Origin of the sequence: Sinorhizobium sp. 8-89, assembly GCF_030124325.1 — a bacterium.
Classification (GTDB): Bacteria; Pseudomonadota; Alphaproteobacteria; order Rhizobiales; family Rhizobiaceae; genus Sinorhizobium.
Genome location: NZ_JASKLR010000010.1, coordinates 107,606 through 127,208 on the forward strand (window position 1 = coordinate 107,606; position 19,603 = coordinate 127,208).

Genomic DNA, 19,603 nt, shown 5'->3' on the forward strand with positions numbered 1-19,603 from the left:
CGCAAGGATTTGTTTACGATAAGTCGAATCCGTAGTGGCTGTTAAGCCACGGTTCGAATTGAAGTAAACAGAATTTAACTAGCTGACTTGCTTGTATGGCAAAAGCGGGTAAAACGGCAACCGTGACCGGAGTCGGTACGAAATTGCCGCGGGACGTTGGGAAAAGGTAAGATTTAAACATGAAAGCTGGTTCAAGATTTTTGAACGCGGTGTCGGCCTTTGCGCTGTCAGCAAGCATCGTGACCACGGGTGCCGGTGTTGGGGTGTTCGCAGGCACGTCGGTTGCGCAAGCCGCGGTCATCAATCGGGTTGAGGTGCGGGGCGCAACGCGCGTAAGCGCAGACACCGTACGTGCGAACATAACGATCGTCCCGGGCAGGAGCTTCAGCAACGCCGATATCGATGCTTCGGTGAAGCGTCTTTATGCCACCGGTTATTTCTCCGATGTCAGCATCAATGTCGCTGGCGGCACGCTCGTCGTCTCTGTCAGCGAGAATCAGCTCGTCAACCAGGTTGTTTTCAACGGTAACCGCAAGATCACGGACGACAAGCTGCAGGCTGCAGTGCAGACCCAGCCGCTCGGTCCTTACAGCGAGGCAACCGTCGAGAGCGATATCCAGTCCATCAAGAACGCCTACGCCGCGATCGGCCGTAGCGACGTCACCGTGACGACGCAGGTCGTGCCGATCGCCGAGGGGCGTGTGAACCTCGCCTTCGTCATCAATGAGGGCGAGCGCACGAAGATTTCCCAGATCAATTTCGTTGGCAACGAGGCTTATAGCGATGGCCGGTTGCAGTCGGTGATTGCGACCAAGGAATCGGGCATCTTTTCGTTCCTGACCCGCAAGGACGTCTACAATCCGGACAAGCTGCGCGCCGACGAAGAATTGCTGCGTCAATTCTATTACAATCGCGGCTATGCCGACTTCCAGGTCGTCTCGTCCGACGCGACGCTGAATGAGGCGACCAATGAATACGCGGTGACGATCACCGTCGAGGAAGGCCCGCGTTACGATTTCGGTCCGGTCAACATCGAATCGACCGTCGAAGGCGTCGACGCCGAGGAGTTGAGAGGGTTGGTTCAGAGCCGGGAAGGCTCCGTCTACAAGGCCAAGGACGTTCAGGACACCATGAGCGAAATTTCGAAGCGCGTTGCTTCGGAAGGCTACCCGTTCGCTCGCGTGACCCCGCGTGGCAACCGTGATCTTGCCAACCACACCATCGCTGTCGATTATCTCGTCGACCAGGGTGAGCGCGCCTATGTCGAGCGCATCGAGATCCGCGGCAACACGCGTACGCGTGATTACGTTATTCGCCGAGAGTTCGATGTCGGTGAAGGTGACGCCTTCAACCAGGAGATGATCGCGCGCGCAAAGCGCCGGCTCGAGGCCCTTGGCTATTTCTCGACGGTAAACATTTCGACGCAGCCGGGCAGTGCCGCGGACCGCGTCGTAATCATCGTCGATGTGCAGGATCAGTCGACCGGTTCGTTCGGCATCGGTGCCGGCTATTCGGCCGGCAGCGGCGGCGGCTTCCTTGTCGAGGCCTCGATCGAAGAGAAGAACTTCCTTGGTCGCGGCCAGTACATTCGCGTCGCAGCCGGTCGCGGTGAAGACAACCAGACCTACAATGTGTCGTTTACCGAGCCTTATTTCCTCGGTTACCGCCTGGCCGCCGGCTTCGATCTCTTCAAGAACGAGAACGACTACGACGACGATAACTACACCTATGACGATCAGGGCTTCAGCCTGCGCGTGACTGCGCCGATCACCGAGAGCCTGTCGACAACGCTGCGCTACAACTTCACCAGGATCGATTACGGCGGCGACTTGGACGAACTGTCCTCGCCTTATGACCGCGTCGTCGAAGAGAGCCCGTGGACGCGTTCGTCTATCTCGCAGTCGGTGACCTACAACACGCTTGACGACGCCCAATTGCCGCACGAGGGCATTCTTGCGACGGTTACGCAGGAGTTCGCCGGACTCGGCGGTACCTCTGATTTCTACAAGCTTACCGGTAAGGCCAAGTGGTACTACACGCTGAACGATGAGGCGGACATCATCGCTTCGATCGGCGGAAGTGCCGGTCACCTGTTCAAGACCTCCGGATCGATGGAAGTCTTCGACCAGTTCCAGCTGGGTAGCAACGATATTCGTGGCTTTGAGCGCAATGGTATCGGTCCGCGCGTCAACAACGGCGACGCGCTGGGCGGCACGACCTACTTCACGGCCTCTGCGGAAGCATCGTTCCCGTTGCCGGGCATCCCGCGTGATAGCGGCTTCCGCGGTGCGCTCTTCGTCGATGCCGGCACGCTTTACGGTAACGACGTGGAGCTGACCGGAGCGGGTGAGTTCGCTCGTGGCACGGACGCATCGTTGCGTGCGTCTGTCGGCGTCAGCCTTATCTGGGCTTCGCCGTTCGGTCCGCTGCGTGTCGACTACGCGGTTCCGGTTGCGAAGGAGGACTTCGACGAGGTGCAGAACTTCAAGTTCGGCATTAACTCGTCGTTCTGATAAAAGCAGTCCAGAACTGCCGTCCAAAATCGTTCTGGAGTGTCCATGGAACAGAACTGCTTTTTTCCGCCCCATGAAGGGATTCGCTTGGGCGACCTGGCGAATCGGATTGGGGCGGAGTTGTCGGATGCCGCCGCGGCGGATCGCTTGATCCACGGGGTAGCACCGGTTTATCGCGCCAAACCGGGTGACGTTTGCTATATGCTCTCGCGCAAGAACCGCGACGAGCTGCAAGATTGCCATGCTTCGGCAATCATTTGCGACAAGGCGATCTCTTCGATCGTCCCGGACAATATCCCCGTTCTTTTGACCCCGAAGCCGCATACAGCCTTCGCGCTTGCAGGTGCGCTGCTTCACGAAGCGGCAATGCGCCCATCGTACATTACGAGCGAGCGGGGCCTTGCTGCGGGTGCGTTTATCGATCCGACGGCCCGACTTGAGCCCGGTGTAGCGGTTGAGCCGACGGCAGTGATCGGTGCCGGTGCCGAGATTGGGAGCGGAACGCGTGTTGCCGCGGGCGCCGTCATCGGACCGAATGTCCGGATTGGCCGTGATTGCACGATTTCAGCAGGTGCCAGCATTCTTTGTGCGCTGGTCGGCAACAACGTCATCATTCATCCCGGCGCGCGGATCGGTCAGGACGGTTTTGGCTACGCGCCAGGCCCAAAGGGCGGAATGATCAAAATCGTTCAGGTCGGTCGCGTGATCATCCAGGACCATGTCGAGATCGGTGCGAACACGACAATCGATCGCGGCACCATGGATGATACCGTGATCGGCGAGGGCACGAAGATCGACAACCTCGTACAGATCGGACACAACGTCCGCATCGGCCGCTATTGCGGCATTGTCAGTCAGGTCGGCATCGCCGGCAGCACGAAAATTGGCGACGGCGTGATGATTGGCGGCGGAACGGGCGTCAACGGCCATATCACGATCGGCGACGGGGTGCAGATCGCCGCCATGAGTGGCGTTGCGAGCGACGTGCCGCCCGGGGAGCGTTACGGCGGAATTCCCGCACGCCCGATGCGGGATTTTCTGCGCGACATCGCCGAGATGGCGATGCGCGCCAGCGAAAGGCAGAAGAAGAAGGGTGGCAAGGATGAATGAGGCTGCAACCGTACTCGGCACGGCGGATATTCAGGAAATCCTGAAGCTTCTTCCCCACCGCTATCCGTTCCTGCTCGTCGATCGCATCATCGAGATCGATTCCGACAACTCCGCGATCGGAATCAAGAACGTGTCGGCGAACGAACCGCATTTCACCGGGCATTTCCCGGAAAAGCCGATCATGCCGGGCGTGTTGCTGATCGAAGGCATGGCGCAGACGGCCGGCGCCATCTGCGCCCGCAAGACCGGGATCGGCGAGAACCTCGTCTACTTCATGACCATCGACAATGCCCGTTTCCGCAAGCCTGTCGTCCCGGGGGACCAGGTCGAGTTCCATGTCGTCAAGCAGAAGCAACGCGGCAATATCTGGAAATTTCACTGTGATGCAAAAGTTGACGGGCAACTTGTCGCGGAAGCTGATATCGGCGCCATGATCGTCAGCAAGGAAGACGCCTGAACATGATTGCATCGACTGCGAAGATCCACCCGTCATCTGTCATCGAGGATGGGGCCGTGATCGGAGAGAACGCCAAGATCGGCCCGTTTTGCCATATCGGGCCGAATGTCGTTCTGGGCGACGACGTCGAGCTCATAAGCCATGTCGTAGTGATTGGGCGCACGACGGTCGGCAAGGGTTCGAAGATCTTTCCGTCGGCCGTCATAGGCGGCGACTCGCAAAGCGTGCATCATAGCGCCCTCAACACGACGCTGGTGATCGGCGAGAACTGCACCATTCGTGAAGGTGTGACGATGAACACCGGCACCGTCGAGCACGGCGGCACTACGGTCGTCGGCAACAACAACCTTTTTCTTGCCAATGCCCACGTCGCACACGATTGCCGCCTTGGGAACAATATCATCCTGTCCAACAACGTCATGCTGGCGGGTCATGTGACCGTTGGCGACCGCGCCATTCTCGGCGGCGGGTCGGCCGTTCACCAGTTCACGCGCATCGGCAGGCAGGCCTTTATCGGCGGCCTTTCGGCGGTCAGCTACGATGTCATTCCCTATGGCATGCTCAACGGCAACCCGGGCGTTCTGAGCGGCCTCAATGTCGTCGGCATGACGCGCGCGGGCATAGAGCGCGCGACGATCCATGCGGTGCGGCGGGCGTACAAGCAGATTTTTGAGGGACCGGAATCAATCCGCGCCAATGCTGCGGCGATCCGGCAGGAGTATCTCGATTGCGCCCCGGCGCTCGAGATCTTCGATTTCATTGCCGCAGAAAGCGATCGCGCGCTGTCGTCGCCCAACCGCGGCGCCAGAGGTTGACCGCAGTGGCCGCCCACGGCCTGCCGGGTACAGGGGGCAGGTTGGCGATTATTGCCGGGGCTGGCGCGCTGCCACATCACGTGGCGGAGGCGGCACGGCGGCAGGGTGAGGACCCGTTCATCATTGCGCTGTCGCGCGAAGCGGACGCCGACTGGACGGGATTCGACCACTCCACCCTCGCCATCGGTGATTTCGCCGCAATCAGCCGGACCTTCAAGGCAGAGGGGATCGATCGTGTCGTGCTCTCCGGAGGAGTTCGGCGGAGACCGGAATGGCGTGATATCCGCCCCACGCTCAGAACGCTCGCCAAAGTGCCGAGCGTTCTTCGGACTTTGATGTCCGGCGGCGACGACGCGGTCCTGCGGATGGCGATGGATCTCATCGAAGCAAGCGGCGCCCGTATCATCGGCGTGCAGGACGTCGTCCCCAATCTTCTCGCAGATGCCGGCCCGCTTGGAACCCATGTGCCTGCGGATGACGACCGCCGGGATGTGGAAGCTGGGATCGCCGCTGCCAATGCATTGGGAGCGCTCGATGTCGGGCAGGGCGCGGTCGCCGTCGGCGGCAGGGTGATCGCGCTAGAGGGCGCCGAAGGCACCGATGCCATGCTGGCTCGTGTTGCCGCACTCAAGGCGGAGGGCCGGATCTCTGCGCGCCGGCGCGGGGTTCTCGTCAAGCTCTGCAAGCCGCAGCAGGACGAACGCGCGGACCTGCCCTCGATTGGTCCTTCCACGGTCGCCGGCGCAGAGGCGGCGGGGCTCGCAGGCATCGCAGTCGAAGCGGGCAGGGCACTTGTGCTTGAGCGCTTGCAGGTCATCGAAATGGCCGACAAGAGCGGGCTGTTCATTCTGGGGGTTGAACGCGGCGGCTATGGGAGCCGTCGATGACGGGCACAGGCTACAAACTGGCCGTAATAGCCGGAGAAGTCTCCGGAGACCTGCTCGGCGCCGATCTGGTGCGCGCGCTTCGATCTCGTCTTGAAGGTTCGCTTGAACTGGTCGGCGTCGGCGGCGAGGCGCTTGAAGCCGAGGGGCTGACATCGCTGTTCGACTATTCCGAGCTGTCGATCATGGGTTTTTCGCAGGTGCTCGCGCGTTTGCCGAAGTTGCTCCTGCGCATCCGCCAGACCGCCCGTGCGATCATCTCGGCGCGGCCCGATGCATTGCTGATCATCGACAGCCCGGATTTTACCCACCGTGTCGCTCGGCACGTGCGCGCCGCGCTACCGCACTTGCCGGTGATCAATTATGTCTGTCCGAGCGTTTGGGCGTGGAAGCCTGAGCGCGCACCGCGCATGCGTGCCTATGTCGATCACGTGCTTGCGGTTCTGCCGTTCGAGCCGGAGGTGATGCGTAGACTTGGCGGCCCGCCGACCACCTATGTCGGGCATCGCCTTGCGTCCGACGCGAATGTCTTGGCGGTTCGTGCGCGCCAGCACGAGAAGCAGCGGCTGGAACCGCAGCAAGAGCCTTCGACCTGTCTCCTGCTTCCGGGGTCACGCGGGAGCGAGGTCGGCCGCTTGCTGCCGATTTTTCGCGAGACTGTCGAGGAACTCGCGGCGCGTCACGAAGGCATGCGCTTTCTGCTGCCGACAGTTCCTCGCCAGGAGCGGCGCGTAAAGGAGTTGACAGCGTCGTGGAAGGTCCGGCCTGAAATTACCGTCGCGGCGGACAGGAAGTGGGAGGCTTTTGCCGAGGCCGACGCCGCGCTTGCCGCTTCCGGGACCGTCATCCTCGAACTCGCGCTTGCCGGGATTCCCGTCGTTTCAACCTACAAGGCTGATTGGCTTGTCAGTTTCCTGCACTCGCGGATCGGGATATGGACTGCCGCACTTCCGAACCTGATTGCTGATTTTCCGATCGTGCCGGAATATTTCAACAAGGCGATCCGACCGGCGGCGCTGACGCGCTGGTTCGAGCGGCTTTCGATCGACACGCCACAACGCCGTGCCATGCTTGACGGTTTCGCCGTTGTGCAACGGCGCATGGCAACCGACCGTCCACCTGGCGACAAGGCGGCGGAAATCGTCTTCGATTATCTCCAAAGAAAAAAGCCCGGCCATTTCTGACCGGGCTTTTCGATTTCACCGGATGTCCGTTCAGCGCTTCGAGACAGGGAGGTAGTCGCGCTGCGGAGCGCCGACATAGAGCTGACGCGGGCGGCCGATGCGCTGTTCCGGGTCCTCGATCATCTCGTTCCACTGCGCGATCCAGCCGACGGTGCGGGCCAGCGCGAAGAGCACGGTGAACATGGTGGTGGGGAAGCCCAGCGCCTTCAGCGTGATGCCGGAATAGAAGTCGATGTTCGGATAAAGCTTCTTTTCGATGAAATATTCGTCGGTCAGTGCAATGCGCTCGAGTTCCATCGCGACTTCGAGCAGCGGATCGTCCTTGTGGCCGAGCTCGGCGAGAACCTCATGCGTGGTCTTCTGCATGATCTTCGCGCGCGGATCGTAGTTCTTGTAAACGCGATGGCCGAAGCCCATCAGGCGGAACGGATCGTTCTTGTCCTTGGCCCTGGCGATATATTCCGGAATGCGGTCGACCGTGCCGATCTCGGCGAGCATATTGAGCGCCGCCTCGTTGGCACCACCGTGAGCCGGTCCCCAGAGGCAGGCGATGCCGGCCGCAATACATGCAAACGGGTTTGCGCCCGACGATCCGGCGAGGCGGACGGTAGAGGTCGACGCATTCTGCTCGTGATCGGCGTGCAGGATGAAGATCCGATCCATCGCGCGTGCGAGAACCGGGTTCACGACATACTCCTCACAGGGTACCGCAAAGCACATGCGCAGGAAGTTAGAGGCGTAGTCGAGGTCGTTCTTCGGGTAAACGAACGGCTGGCCAATATGATACTTGTAGGCCATCGCGGCAATCGTCGGCATCTTCGCGATCATGCGCAGCGACGCGACCATGCGCTGGTGCGGATCGGTGATGTCCGTCGAGTCGTGATAGAAGGCCGACAAGGCGCCGACGCAGCCGCACATGACGGCCATCGGGTGCGCGTCACGGCGGAAACCGGTGAAGAAGCGCGACATCTGTTCGTGGACCATCGTGTGATGGGTCACCCGGTAGTCGAAGTCGTCCTTCTGAGCCTTGGTCGGCAGTTCACCGTAGAGGAGCAGGTAACACACTTCCAGGAAGTCGCCGTGTTCCGCTAGCTGCTCGATCGGATAGCCGCGATGGAGCAGTACGCCCTCATCGCCGTCGATATAGGTGATCTTGGATTCACACGACGCCGTTGACGTGAAGCCGGGATCATAGGTGAACATGTGCGTCTGCTTGTAGAGCGATCCGATATCCACAACGGCCGGCCCAATGGATCCCGATCGCACTGGCAGTTCCGCCGATTTTCCATCGAATGTTACGACCGCGCTTTTTTCTGACATGGGACCCTCCGTCTTATGGCAACGTGGCATAGAGATATGCCACGAAAGTGAACGTTGCGAATTTGCTATATGATTTATTTTCGACTGCCAAGCTGTACGAAAGGCAAATGGTGCGATGCGAAAATGTGCATATGGCAACGCAATAATCGCACGTTATGATGAGATGTCCAATCAGATCAATGATCGTTAAGCTGATAATGCGGTACCATTCTATATAGTTCTGCCGATTTTTTGTGCAATTGAGCTTCTGGTTGCAATATTACGACGTTGGTTGCAGGATCTGGTCCGACAGCTGCAGAGGGGCAGAGCGGACGGGAATGGGTACGGAAGAGCGAGGGCGGACAACGCGCGATGCGGTGGACCGTGCGCCGTCTTTCATCAGCAGCCAGGTCTCCGTTCTTGCCGTCAATGCGCCGGTAGCCCGGCCCAGCCGCCGTTTCCCGTGGGTACTGAACGGCTCGTCAATGGGCTATGGACTCCGTAGGGCCACCCCTCCGATTTTCCGGCGTTTTCGCACGGCCGTCGAGGAGGAAGCCGACTTCGGGCACGGTTTTGTGCTGATCTCGGTGCTTCTGGCGCTCGGTTCGCTCGTTTGGTTCGCGCTGCCATATGACGTCGGAATCGCCAAACTTGCACCGCTGCTTTGCGTTTTCGGCATATCGGTGCTCCTGTGTCGAGGGCGGTTTGCGGCTTGGCGACCGCTCGCGGTCGCGCCAGTCATCTTCGTCGGCGGCATGTTGCTGGCAGCGGTCGAGACCGCACGTCTCGACACGGTCATTCTCGATGGACCGGTGACCACGAACCTTCGCGGAACCATTTTGTCGCGCGAGCAGGATGACAGGGGGCGCTGGCGGTATCTGGTCGAGGTCGATGAAACGTCCAGGCCGCGGCTGCGCAGACCGCCTTCCAAGGCAACGCTGCTGGCGCGAAGGCGCCACGAAGGGTTTCCGGTCGGGACGACCATCGAAGGAAAAGCGCGCCTTTCTCCGCCTTCGGGACCTGCGTTGCCCGACTTGAACGACTTTGCCTTCGACGCCTTCTTCAAGGGCGTTGGAGCGGTCGGGTTTTTCTACGGCTCGCCCAGCCAAGCGCCGGGGGCGGCCGAGGCTCGCCCAGACACGTCCCTGTTTGCGCAGGGCAAGGCGCTTCTTGCTGCGGCGCGTGAAACTGTCGGCGGGCGGATCAGGGAGACGGTGGGCGGCGATACGGGCGCCATCGCGGCGGCACTCATCACCGCCGAAGAACGGGCTATCAGCCGCGAGACCGTCGAAACCCTGCGAGCGGCCGGGCTCTCGCATGTTCTGGCAATTTCGGGGCTCAACATGGTTCTCGCAGCGGGGACGTTTCTTGTTGGAGCGCGCACGCTTTTAAGTCTGGTTCCGGGCTTCGCCGAACGGCTGCCGGTCAAGAAGATCGCGGCGGCCGGGGCCTTGGTGATGGTCCTGCTTTACATCCTCATTTCCGGCGGCGCGGTCTCGGCGCTTCGGTCCTGGATCATGATTTCCATCATGCTCATCGCGGTCTTCTTTGATCGCGTCTCGATCAGCCTGCGGAACGTCGCTCTGGCAGGGATCATCATTATCGCCTGGACACCGTCGGCGGTTGCCGGGCCGGGCTTCCAAATGTCCTTCGCGGCCACGCTGGCCTTGGTGGCAGGCTACGCTCGCTGGCGCGAATATCGGATGCGGGAGCAGGAGAGAGTGGCTGGCAGGCACCGCTGGGAGCTGGCGTCCAATTTTGCCATCGGCAGCGTCGCCACGTCACTTATCGGCGGATTGGCGACGGCAGTTTACGCAGCCGCCCATTTTCATCGATTGCCGGCTTATGGATTGATCGCAAACGTCCTTGCAACGCCATTGATCAGCGTCCTTATCATGCCGTTCGGTTTGTTCGCCATGCTGCTTATGCCATTCGGGCTCGAACATTATCCATTGATGGTGATGGGGCAGGGACTGGACTGGATGCTTGCGGTGGCGCGCTATGTGGCTTCGTTCAACGGCGAATGGGTGACGGGACGGGTGGGCACAGGCGGTTTTGTGCTGGCAGCGTTCGGCGGCATCATCCTGTGTGTGCTGCGAACGCGGCTCGCGCTCGCGGGCGCCGCGTTGATTGTGTTCGGCGGAGCGGCGATCGCCTTTGAGCAGCGGGCGCAACGCCCCTCGGTCACGATATCGGAGGATGGTCAACTTGTCGGGCTGATCACCGAAGACGCGATCGCGACGAACCGGACCCGGCCGCCGGACTTTATCTTTTCGCAATGGCAACGGGCGCTTGCGGCGGCAAATCATGTTGCACCTGCCGTCGAAAGTGCTCCCTCTTCAGCCGCCAAACCGTCACCGCGCGACCGACAGCCAAGTACGGCGAGCGTGGCTGAAATCCTGTCATCGGCGAAAACAGGCGGCTTTGTTTGCCGCAAGGGCGAATGGTGCGTCGGCCGCAGCCAGGAGGGCTGGACGATCGTCATTGTCGAGGAGCCTGAACTCTTTCCAGCTTTGTGCGAAGCAGCAGATCTCGTCATTGCAGCCACTCGTCGGCAGTTGCCCACCTGCAAATCGAGCCGCGCGCTGATCGTCACGGCCGAGACCCTGCGGGGGAGCGGCGCGATCGAAATTTATGCTGATCGCACCCAGTCCGCGGCGCCGCCGCGCCTGCGCATCGTGAGGTCGTTCACGTCCACGGAGAGACCATGGCAACGTCACCGCCGGTACAATTGGCGCAGCAATGACTTCTCCACCGAGGAAGGCACCTTCTAAATTCGTCCGACAGGAAAAATGCGACTTGGCCGCGTTATTCCTGATTATTTTACTCCACAAATTCTTGCCATTCGGTCATAGTTCGTCGTAAAGAGCCTGCGAACGCACGCAGGCTTGTTCGTACCCAGGGGTTGCATCGCAGCCATGGCGGCCCGACAGGCGCACTATATGTGAGGAACGAGATGTCAAACCGGATCCGGCGGAAATTAAACGTGTTGTTTGCTGCAACGCTGGCCATTTCGTTTGTCGGGGCGGTCTCGATCGGCTTCGCCCAGGCGGTGCAGCAGGATCCTTCCGCCGCGGGCGCGGGGCAATCACAGGATGCGCCCGCGCCCGCTGTCACGGCGCCGGTAGGTTCGGGCGGCCAAGCGAATGTCGCACCTCCGCCAGCGCCGTCGGCAACTGCCGATGCTGCGACACCGGCCGCAGAGGTTAACCCGGTTCTTCCTCACGATCTGTCGCCGATCGGCATGTTTCTCGCGGCCGATATCGTCGTCAAGACCGTGATGATAGGCTTGGCGCTGGCATCTGTCGTCACCTGGGCGATCTTCCTGGTAAAGACGATGGAACTCGTTGGCGCAAAATCGCGGCTGAAGCGCGCGGTCCGAGTACTCACCGCAGCGAACGGCCTCGCCGAGGTCAAGACCGGATTTGATCGCAAGACCGGCGTTGCTGCGGAAATGGTCGCTGCGGCGATCGACGAAATGGTCCGCTCGGAAGCGGTTCTGGATCATGCGCCGGCCGCAGGCATCAAGGAGCGCGTGTCGTCGCTGCTCGGCCGCATCGAGGTTCGAGCCGGCAAGCGGATGAGCGGCGGCACCGGCATTCTGGCTTCGATCGGCTCGGTCGGTCCCTTCGTCGGCCTGTTCGGTACGGTTTGGGGAATCATGAATTCGTTTATCGGCATCAGCAAAGCGCAGACGACCAATCTGGCCATCGTCGCCCCAGGTATTGCCGAGGCCTTGCTGGCGACCGCGATCGGCCTGGTGGCGGCCATCCCGGCCGTGGTGATTTACAACTACTTCGCCCGGTCCGTGGGTGGATACAAGCTCATTCTGGCGGATGCCGCGGCAGCGGTGGAGCGATTGGTGAGCCGCGACCTCGACCATCGATACGCGCGCAAGGCGCAGCCGCACAGGCGCGATGGCTATGTCGACGGTTCGATAGCCAGGATCGGATAAGGCCATGGCGGGAAGGATATCCGAAAGCGGCGTTGATCTCGATGAGAACAGCGAGATCAACGTTACGCCCTTCATCGACGTCATGCTGGTCTTGCTGATTATCTTCATGGTTGCCGCACCTTTGGCGACGGTCGACATGAAGGTCGATCTGCCGCAATCCGTGGCGAAGCCCGCGCCGCGAGACGACAAGCCTGTTTTCGTGACCCTCAAGGCAGACCTGACGCTGGCGATCGGCAACGACGAAACAGCTCGCGAAAGCTTCGTTTCCGAGCTCAATCGGATAACGAACGGGAACACGGAAACACGGGTGCTCCTGCGCGCCGATCGTTTGGTTGACTACGGCGAGCTGATGACAGTGATGAACCTCATTCAACGCGCAGGCTACGGCAAGATTGCTCTTGTCGGTCTCGAGGCCGCGCCCGGACGCTAACAATCGGCTGGCAGCGTCGCGGCTTTCGAAAATTTGCTGCTTTGACGGACTGCCTGAGGACCGATCCGCTCCTGGCTGGCGCATCCGTCGCGTGCCGTTTCATTGCCCTTCTTTCGCCGCCGCTGTGCTGTGGCCTGCCGTTGCCGTTTTCCTTTTTGCTTACCGAAACGTCGCTGTCGCTTGAAACCGGCGGTGCGGCGATTTATGAGCTTAGGCAACGGGCTGCGCTTCGGCAGCCAGATGCAAGATCGCGCGGATTTTCCAGGACACCGGCACCGCGCCTATCCGGGACACGAGGGCAGTATCATGAACTTCGAAGCAGCGCGCATTAAGATGGTGGACAATCAAATCCGGACCACGGATGTGACCTCCCATTCGGTGCTGTCCGCCTTCCTTTCCGTACCGCGCGAAGAGTTCGTGCCTGCGAAAATGAAGGAGCTGGCCTATATCGATGCCGATATCGAGCTCGTCGGCGGCCCCGAGCCGCGTTACCTGATGGAGCCGTCGCCGCTTGCGAAGCTGTTGCAGCTTGCCGAAATTTCCAAGTCAGACGTCGTGCTGGAGATCGGTTGCGGTACCGGTTACGCCTCGGCACTGCTGTCTCTGATTGCCGGTTCCGTTGTCGCCTTGGAAAGCGACGAAGGGCTGGCCGCGACGGCGACGGCCACGCTGGCTCGCCTCGGCTATGACAATATTGCGGTGGTGACCGGCAATCTTGCCGAAGGGTACGCTGCAGAATCGCCCTATGACGTGATTTTCATCAACGGTGCCGTGGAAATGATACCTGCCGGCCTTCTCGAACAACTCCGCGACGGTGGACGTCTCGTGGCGGTGGAAGGATTTGGTAACGCATCTCGTGCGAAACTTTATGTGCGCGGATTCGGCAAGATCTCGGAGCGATCAGACTTCAACGCGGCCGTTAAACCTCTTCCCGGATTTCGGCGCGAGCGTTCGTTTGTTTTTTGAAGTACCACATGTTGAGGTTACTCAACATAGAGTGTCGGCGCGAAAATCGCAATGTTGCCAATTGGCAACGTACCCTTTGTTTCTTTTGGAAATGGCTGCGCATAGCGTCAGTGGATAGTTGTCGCGAAACCGAATCCGGGTTTCAAAGAGCACAGAGGTGGTGATTTGCTCGCCAGTGGGTGGCACGAGCACGTTACCACGGTAATGTGCAGGTCCCCCATAACGGAAGCGGACCTGCTGGAAATTGCGAGGCGGCGCCGCTGCCTCGGCTGATCGGAGGGAAGATGGTGTCGATTGTCCGCAAAGCAGCCTTGTGGGCGGCTGTCTCGACCAGTGTGCTGATCGCGCCGCACGCAACGCTCGCTGAGACGATCTCCGGCGCAATGGCGAAGGCCTATGCCAACAACCCGGATCTCAACGCCGCTCGCGCTGGCCTTCGCGCGACCGATGAGGGGGTTCCGATCGCCAAGTCCGGCTTTCGGCCTCAGGTTTCGGCATCAGCGACCGGCACGCTAACCCGTGTCGATAGCGAATTAACTGGCACCCGCGACTTACACAGCGGGCAGATCGGCATCTCGATCACCCAAATGATCTTCGATGGTTTTCAGACGTTGAATAACGTCAGGGCCGCTGAATCGAATGTCTTTTCCAGTCGTGAAACACTGAAGGCCAACGAGATCCAGATCCTTCTGGCCGCTGCGCAGGCTTATGCCAATATCGCGCGCGACCAGCAGATCGTCTCTATTCGCAGGCAGAACCTGGCGTTCTTGAGAGAGCAGTTGAATGCCTCGCAGGCCCGCCTCGAGGTCGGTGAAGGAACGCGGACGGATGTGAGTCAGGCGGAGGCGGAACTCGCCAACGCCCAGTCGTTGCTTGTGAGCGCGATCGCCCAACTCAAGCAAAGCGAAGCAGTATACGTTCAGATCGTGGGCGCGGCGCCCACCGGAATCAGGCAGCCGGCGCCGGCGAACAAGGCCATGCCGAGATCGCTGGATCAGGCGGTGGCGACGGGACTGCGTGAAAATCCGCAGATTCTGGCGGCGCAGTATGCGGTTGATACGGCGGGATTCCAGGTAAAGTCGGCAGAAGGCACGATGTTGCCGGGCGTCGTTCTGCAAGGCGCGGTGACGCGTAACACTGGCAACGTCGGCGAGGACGACACAACGGCCAGCATCACCGCGCGTCTTGAGGTGCCGATCTACCAAGGCGGCGCCGAATATGGCCAGATACGTCAGGCGAAGGAAATCCTGGGCCAGCAGCGGATCCTCGTCGATTCTGCGCGCGCTTCGGTTCAGCAGACCGTCGTCTCGGCCTATGCTCAGCTTGATTCCGCGCTCGCCCGCATCACCGCAAGCCGGTCGCAAATTTCTGCCGCCAACCTGGCGCTTGAGGGCGTCATCGAAGAACGAAAGGTTGGCCAGCGTACGACCCTCGACGTGCTCGATTCGCAGCAGGACGTTCTCGACGCGCAGGAGTCGCTTGCCGGCGCCCAGCGCGACGCCGTCGTGGCGAGCTATTCGCTGCTCGCCGCCATGGGCAGGCTGACCGTCAGGACCCAAGGCCTCCAGGTTGCCGAATACCGGTCCGAGGAACACTACGAAGCCGTCAAGGACAAGTGGTTCGGCCTGCGGACCGTCGACGGCCGCTGACCACATGAAACTACAGCTTCGCGCGTCTTGATCAGACGCGCGGCGGGCACTGTAGCACTTTGAATTGCTGCACGTTTTGATCCTTAAATCGGCTACGGTTTAGGAAACATGCAGTAGGTGAGGCAGGCAGTATCTGCCCCGAAAAACAAATCTGTGCAAGAATTCCCCTGGTTGATTCGCGGCGTTTGTTTCGTCCGCGAACTCACTTAAGGTCTGTTTGAAATCGGCACACGGGGTGTTCCAAGCCCATGTTTGGCCGCACCAAACGAGGATGGAAATGGCACAGCTCAATGTCGCGCGTGAACCTTCGATGGACGAGATTCTGGCGTCCATTCGCAAGATCATCGAGAACAACGAGCCTGGGCAGGCAGGATCCTCTGTCCAGCAGGAATTCGAAGACGAATCCGCGGACGAGATCGAACTGACGATTGACTCCGAAATCGAGACGGTCGCATTCGGCACATCCGACGAGCTCCTCTCTCCGTCCAAGACGGTGTCGTATGTGTCAGCGGTGGAGACGACCGACAATCCAGCAGAAACGCAGGCGTCGCCGCAGCCGCCGCTTTCGCTTGCCGACGTTGCGGCAAGAGTAAGGGCCGCGTCAGAGCGTCACGCCGTGAACTATGTTTCCAAGGATCAGGTCGGCCCGGCGTCGACGCCCCCGGTGCAGAATAGTCCGGTGATCACCTCGCGAATGGCGGCGGTCTCTTCGCCGGCCAATCCGGCAAGCGCGGTCGCCGGGACAGAAGCGGAGGATGAGCCCACCCGGCGGGATATCGCCGCAGAACGGAAATCTGCAGCGCTCGAGCCTCACGGATCGTCGCAGGCCGCTCCTCAGGAGAAAGCAGCCGTCGCCGAGGAAGCACCGGGCGCGATCGTTTCGCCAGCCGTCAGCCGTCAGGTGGCACGCTCGTTCGAAGACCTTGCCCATGCAGTCGAACAAGGGCCAAGACGCTCGTTCGACGAGATTGCCGAAGCGATGCTTCGGCCGATGCTTCAGGAGTGGCTGGATGATAATCTGCCCACCCTGGTCGAGCGTCTGGTGCGTGAGGAAATCGAGCGCGTGGCACGCGGTCCTCGCCGCTGACGGGCGCTTCGGCGGAGAGTCAAAGCGCCGGCGTCACCGCTTGCGGCTTTTTCGCCGTTCGTGTTGACTTGCGTTGCCCCTTCCGGTTTACAAAACGCTGATTATCAATCTCCAAAACTGGCCAAAAAATGCTTGATAAGACCTACGATTCCGCATCCGTCGACCCGCGCATCGCCAAGAAGTGGGACGAAGAAAACGCGTTTCGTGCAGGCGCCGGTGCAAAGCCCGGCGCCGAGAGCTTCTGCATCGTGATCCCGCCGCCTAACGTGACGGGCTCGCTGCATATGGGCCACGCGCTGAACAATACGCTGCAGGACATCATGGTGCGCTTCGAACGTATGCGCGGCAAGGATGTGCTCTGGCAGCCAGGCATGGATCACGCCGGCATCGCCACGCAGATGGTTGTCGAGCGTCAACTCGCACAAAGACAGCTGCCCGGCCGGCGCGAGATGGGGCGTGAAGCCTTCGTCGAGAAGGTGTGGGAGTGGAAGGCCGAATCCGGTGGTTTGATCTTCAACCAGTTGAAACGCCTTGGAGCGTCCTGCGACTGGTCGCGCGAACGCTTCACTATGGATGACGGACTGTCCGATGCCGTTCTCGAAGTTTTTGTAAGCCTTTATAAGGAAGGCTTGATCTATCGCGATAAACGCCTGGTCAATTGGGATCCGAAACTGCAGACGGCGATTTCCGATATCGAAGTCGAGCAGGTCGAGGTCAATGGCCATCTCTGGCACCTGCGGTACCCGTTGGAAGAGGGCATCACCTATCAGCATCCGGTGGCCTTCGATGACGACGGCAACGCCACGGAATGGGAAGACCGCGACTACCTCGTCGTCGCGACGACACGTCCGGAAACAATGCTCGGCGATACCGGTGTTGCGGTCCATCCCGACGACGCGCGCTACAAGGGCATTGTCGGCAAGCACGTGATCCTGCCGATCGTCGGGAGACGGATTCCGATCGTTGCCGACGAATACCCCGATCCGGCGACCGGTACCGGCGCCGTCAAGATGACGCCGGCCCACGACTTCAACGATTTCGACGTCGGAAAGCGGAGAGGGCTTCGCCAGGTCAATGTGCTGACTGCGGATGGACGGATCACGATCAAGAACAATGAAGACTTTCTCGAGGGGCTCGATCATCCGGCCGCTCTCCACGGCGCCTGGGATCAGCTCGAGGGCAAGGATCGCTTCGAGGCGCGCAGGCTGATCGTCGAGATTCTAGAGGAAGCCGGGCTCGTCGATCACATCGAGCCGCACAGGCATACGGTGCCACACGGCGATCGCGGCGGCGTGCCGATCGAGCCGCGCCTGACCGAGCAGTGGTATGTCGACGCCAAGACGCTGGCCAAGCCCGCGATCGCTGCGGTCAGGGAGGGGCGGACCAGTTTCGTTCCGAAGAACTGGGAAAAGACCTATTTCGAGTGGATGGAGAATATCCAGCCCTGGTGCATTTCTCGCCAGCTCTGGTGGGGACATCAGATCCCCGCCTGGTACGGTCCCGACGGCCAGGTCTTCGTCGAGAGGACCGAGGAAGAAGCGCTGCATGCCGCGATCCAGCATTATCTTGCGCATGAAGGTCCGATGAAGGCTTATGTCGAAGACCTTCTCGAAAACTTCAAGCCGGGCGAAATCTTGACGCGCGACGAGGACGTGCTCGACACCTGGTTCTCGTCCGCGCTCTGGCCGTTCTCGACGCTCGGCTGGCCGAACGAAACGCCGGAACTCGAAAAATACTACCAGACCGATGTTCTGGTGACCGGCTTTGACATCATCTTCTTCTGGGTCGCCCGAATGATGATGATGGGCCTTCATTTCATGAAGGATGCCGACGGCACGCCCGTCGAGCCGTTCCACACCGTTTACGTCCACGCGCTCGTTCGCGACAAGAACGGCCAGAAGATGTCGAAGTCGAAGGGCAACGTCATCGACCCGTTGGAACTGATGGACGAATACGGGGCCGACGCGCTGCGCTTCACCTTGGCGATCATGGCGGCGCAGGGGCGCGACGTGAAGCTCGACCCGGCCCGTATTGCCGGCTACCGCAACTTCGGCACCAAGCTTTGGAATGCAACGCGGTTTGCCGAGATGAACGGTGTGACGAACAGCGAGGGCTTCATTCCGGAAGCCACGTCGTTGACCATCAACCGCTGGATTCTCACCGAGCTTTCGCGAACAATCCGTGACGTGACCGAAGCAATCGAGGGATACCGTTTCAACGAAGCTGCCGGCGGTCTCTATCGCTTTGTCTGGAACCAGTTCTGTGATTGGTATCTGGAGCTGCTGAAGCCCGTCTTTAACGGCAGTGACGAGGAGGCGAAGCGGGAGTCGCAGGCCTGCGTCGCCTATGTCCTGGACGAGATCTACAAGCTCTTGCACCCGTTCATGCCCTTCATGACCGAGGAACTCTGGGAGAAGACAGGCGGCCCCGGTCGCGAGCGCGACACACTGTTGTGCCATGCGGAATGGCCGTCTGCCTTCTATGCGGATGATGCTGCCGCCGACGAAATCAACTGGCTGATCGATCTCGTCTCGGGCATTCGCTCGGTGCGTGCGGAAATGAACGTTCCGCCGGCGGCGACGGCACCGCTGGTGATCGTCGGTGCAAATGGACTGACGAGCGAGCGGCTTGACCGGCATGCCTCGGCGATAAAGCGCTTGGCAAGAGTGGAAAGCATCGAGCATGCGGCCGTGGCGCCACGCGGCAGCGCCCAGATCATCATTGCCGAAGCGACGGCCTGCCTTCCGCTCGGCAACCTTATCGATCTAGCGGCGGAGAAACTCCGCCTGGAAAAGGCGATCGCCAAGGTCGAGGTCGAGCGCGAGAGGATTCTCGGCAAGCTTGCCAACGAAAAGTTCGTGGCCAACGCCAAGGCCGAACTGGTCGAGGCAGAACGCGAAAGGCTGGTCGAACTGGACCTGCAAAAGGATTCGCTGGGGGTCGCGCTTAGCCGCGTCTCGGAAGCGAGTTAAAGCACAGGGAAGGTGTACGCTTTCCGTCAAAGAACAAATGCAATCCGCGGTAGAAATGCCGCGGATTTTCTATTATGCGACCGGGGACTTCGAATCAGGTCTCGATTCGACGCGATGGAGCACTGCAATACACGCCTTGGTTTTATTGGCAACTTGCCCAAAGATGCTTGCGGCTAAACGGCGCAAAAAGCGAAATTGTTGTTGCTCGGCCACACTTCGTCGTAGAAGTGGAATATTATTTTCAACTATCCGGAATGCTCAGCCTTCATTGGAAAACCGTTC

At 60.4% G+C, this 19,603-nt stretch carries 14 protein-coding genes; 13 read left to right on the top strand and 1 reads right to left on the bottom strand.

Annotation, left to right across the window (positions count from 1 at the left end; all coding sequences use genetic code 11):
- Positions 1-179 precede the first annotated feature (179 nt).
- Genes bamA through lpxB form a run of 6 tightly spaced genes read left to right on the top strand, consistent with a single transcriptional unit; the run spans position 180 to position 6,963 of the window.
- Positions 180-2,513, top strand: coding sequence for an outer membrane protein assembly factor BamA (gene bamA, locus QN219_RS19535; protein WP_284001484.1), 2,334 nt, complete (start codon positions 180-182; stop codon positions 2,511-2,513).
- Between the two features lie 45 nt (positions 2,514-2,558).
- The gene (gene lpxD, locus QN219_RS19540; RefSeq protein WP_284001485.1) at positions 2,559-3,623 is read left to right on the top strand and encodes a UDP-3-O-(3-hydroxymyristoyl)glucosamine N-acyltransferase; all 1,065 of its coding nucleotides are present in this window, start codon (positions 2,559-2,561) and stop codon (positions 3,621-3,623) included.
- On the top strand, positions 3,616-4,080 hold the full coding sequence (gene fabZ, locus QN219_RS19545) for a 3-hydroxyacyl-ACP dehydratase FabZ (RefSeq protein ID WP_269276084.1): 465 nt from the start codon (positions 3,616-3,618) through the stop codon (positions 4,078-4,080). Before lpxD ends, fabZ begins: the two co-directional genes overlap by 8 nt.
- Before the next feature lie 2 nt (positions 4,081-4,082).
- The gene (gene lpxA / locus QN219_RS19550; RefSeq protein ID WP_405052176.1) at positions 4,083-4,895 is read left to right on the top strand and encodes an acyl-ACP--UDP-N-acetylglucosamine O-acyltransferase; all 813 of its coding nucleotides are present in this window, start codon (positions 4,083-4,085) and stop codon (positions 4,893-4,895) included.
- Between the two features lie 5 nt (positions 4,896-4,900).
- Positions 4,901-5,782, top strand: a complete 882-nt coding sequence (locus tag QN219_RS19555; RefSeq protein WP_284001601.1) for an LpxI family protein — start codon at positions 4,901-4,903, stop codon at positions 5,780-5,782.
- Complete coding sequence (gene lpxB / locus QN219_RS19560; RefSeq protein WP_284001486.1) at positions 5,779-6,963, top strand: lipid-A-disaccharide synthase; 1,185 nt, start codon at positions 5,779-5,781, stop codon at positions 6,961-6,963. The genes QN219_RS19555 and lpxB overlap by 4 nt, the downstream gene beginning before the upstream one ends.
- 30 nt (positions 6,964-6,993) lie before the next feature.
- Here lpxB and gltA read toward each other — a convergent pair whose 3' ends face one another.
- Positions 6,994-8,283, bottom strand: a complete 1,290-nt coding sequence (gene gltA, locus QN219_RS19565) for a citrate synthase (RefSeq protein WP_284001487.1) — start codon at positions 8,281-8,283, stop codon at positions 6,994-6,996.
- Between the two features lie 317 nt (positions 8,284-8,600).
- Between gltA and QN219_RS19570 the strand changes: the two genes are divergently transcribed.
- The 7 genes from QN219_RS19570 (at position 8,601) to QN219_RS19600 (ending at position 19,321) form a co-directional block, all read left to right on the top strand.
- Positions 8,601-11,036, top strand: coding sequence for a ComEC/Rec2 family competence protein (locus tag QN219_RS19570; RefSeq protein ID WP_405052177.1), 2,436 nt, complete (start codon positions 8,601-8,603; stop codon positions 11,034-11,036).
- Positions 11,037-11,218: 182 nt separating this feature from the next.
- Positions 11,219-12,217, top strand: coding sequence for a tonB-system energizer ExbB (exbB, locus tag QN219_RS19575; RefSeq protein WP_284001488.1), 999 nt, complete (start codon positions 11,219-11,221; stop codon positions 12,215-12,217).
- Between the two features lie 4 nt (positions 12,218-12,221).
- Positions 12,222-12,647, top strand: coding sequence for a TonB system transport protein ExbD (gene exbD / locus QN219_RS19580; RefSeq protein ID WP_284001489.1), 426 nt, complete (start codon positions 12,222-12,224; stop codon positions 12,645-12,647).
- Positions 12,648-12,953: 306 nt separating this feature from the next.
- Entirely contained in the window at positions 12,954-13,613 is a 660-nt protein-coding gene (locus QN219_RS19585) for a protein-L-isoaspartate O-methyltransferase (protein ID WP_284001490.1), read from the top strand.
- Between the two features lie 284 nt (positions 13,614-13,897).
- The gene (tolC, locus tag QN219_RS19590; RefSeq protein WP_284001491.1) at positions 13,898-15,262 is read left to right on the top strand and encodes an outer membrane channel protein TolC; all 1,365 of its coding nucleotides are present in this window, start codon (positions 13,898-13,900) and stop codon (positions 15,260-15,262) included.
- Between the two features lie 277 nt (positions 15,263-15,539).
- On the top strand, positions 15,540-16,349 hold the full coding sequence (locus tag QN219_RS19595) for a PopZ family protein (RefSeq protein WP_284001492.1): 810 nt from the start codon (positions 15,540-15,542) through the stop codon (positions 16,347-16,349).
- A 128-nt stretch (positions 16,350-16,477) separates the two neighbouring features.
- Positions 16,478-19,321: a valine--tRNA ligase gene (locus QN219_RS19600; RefSeq protein WP_284001494.1), complete on the top strand. Its 2,844-nt coding sequence runs from the start codon at positions 16,478-16,480 to the stop codon at positions 19,319-19,321.
- Positions 19,322-19,603 lie beyond the last annotated feature (282 nt).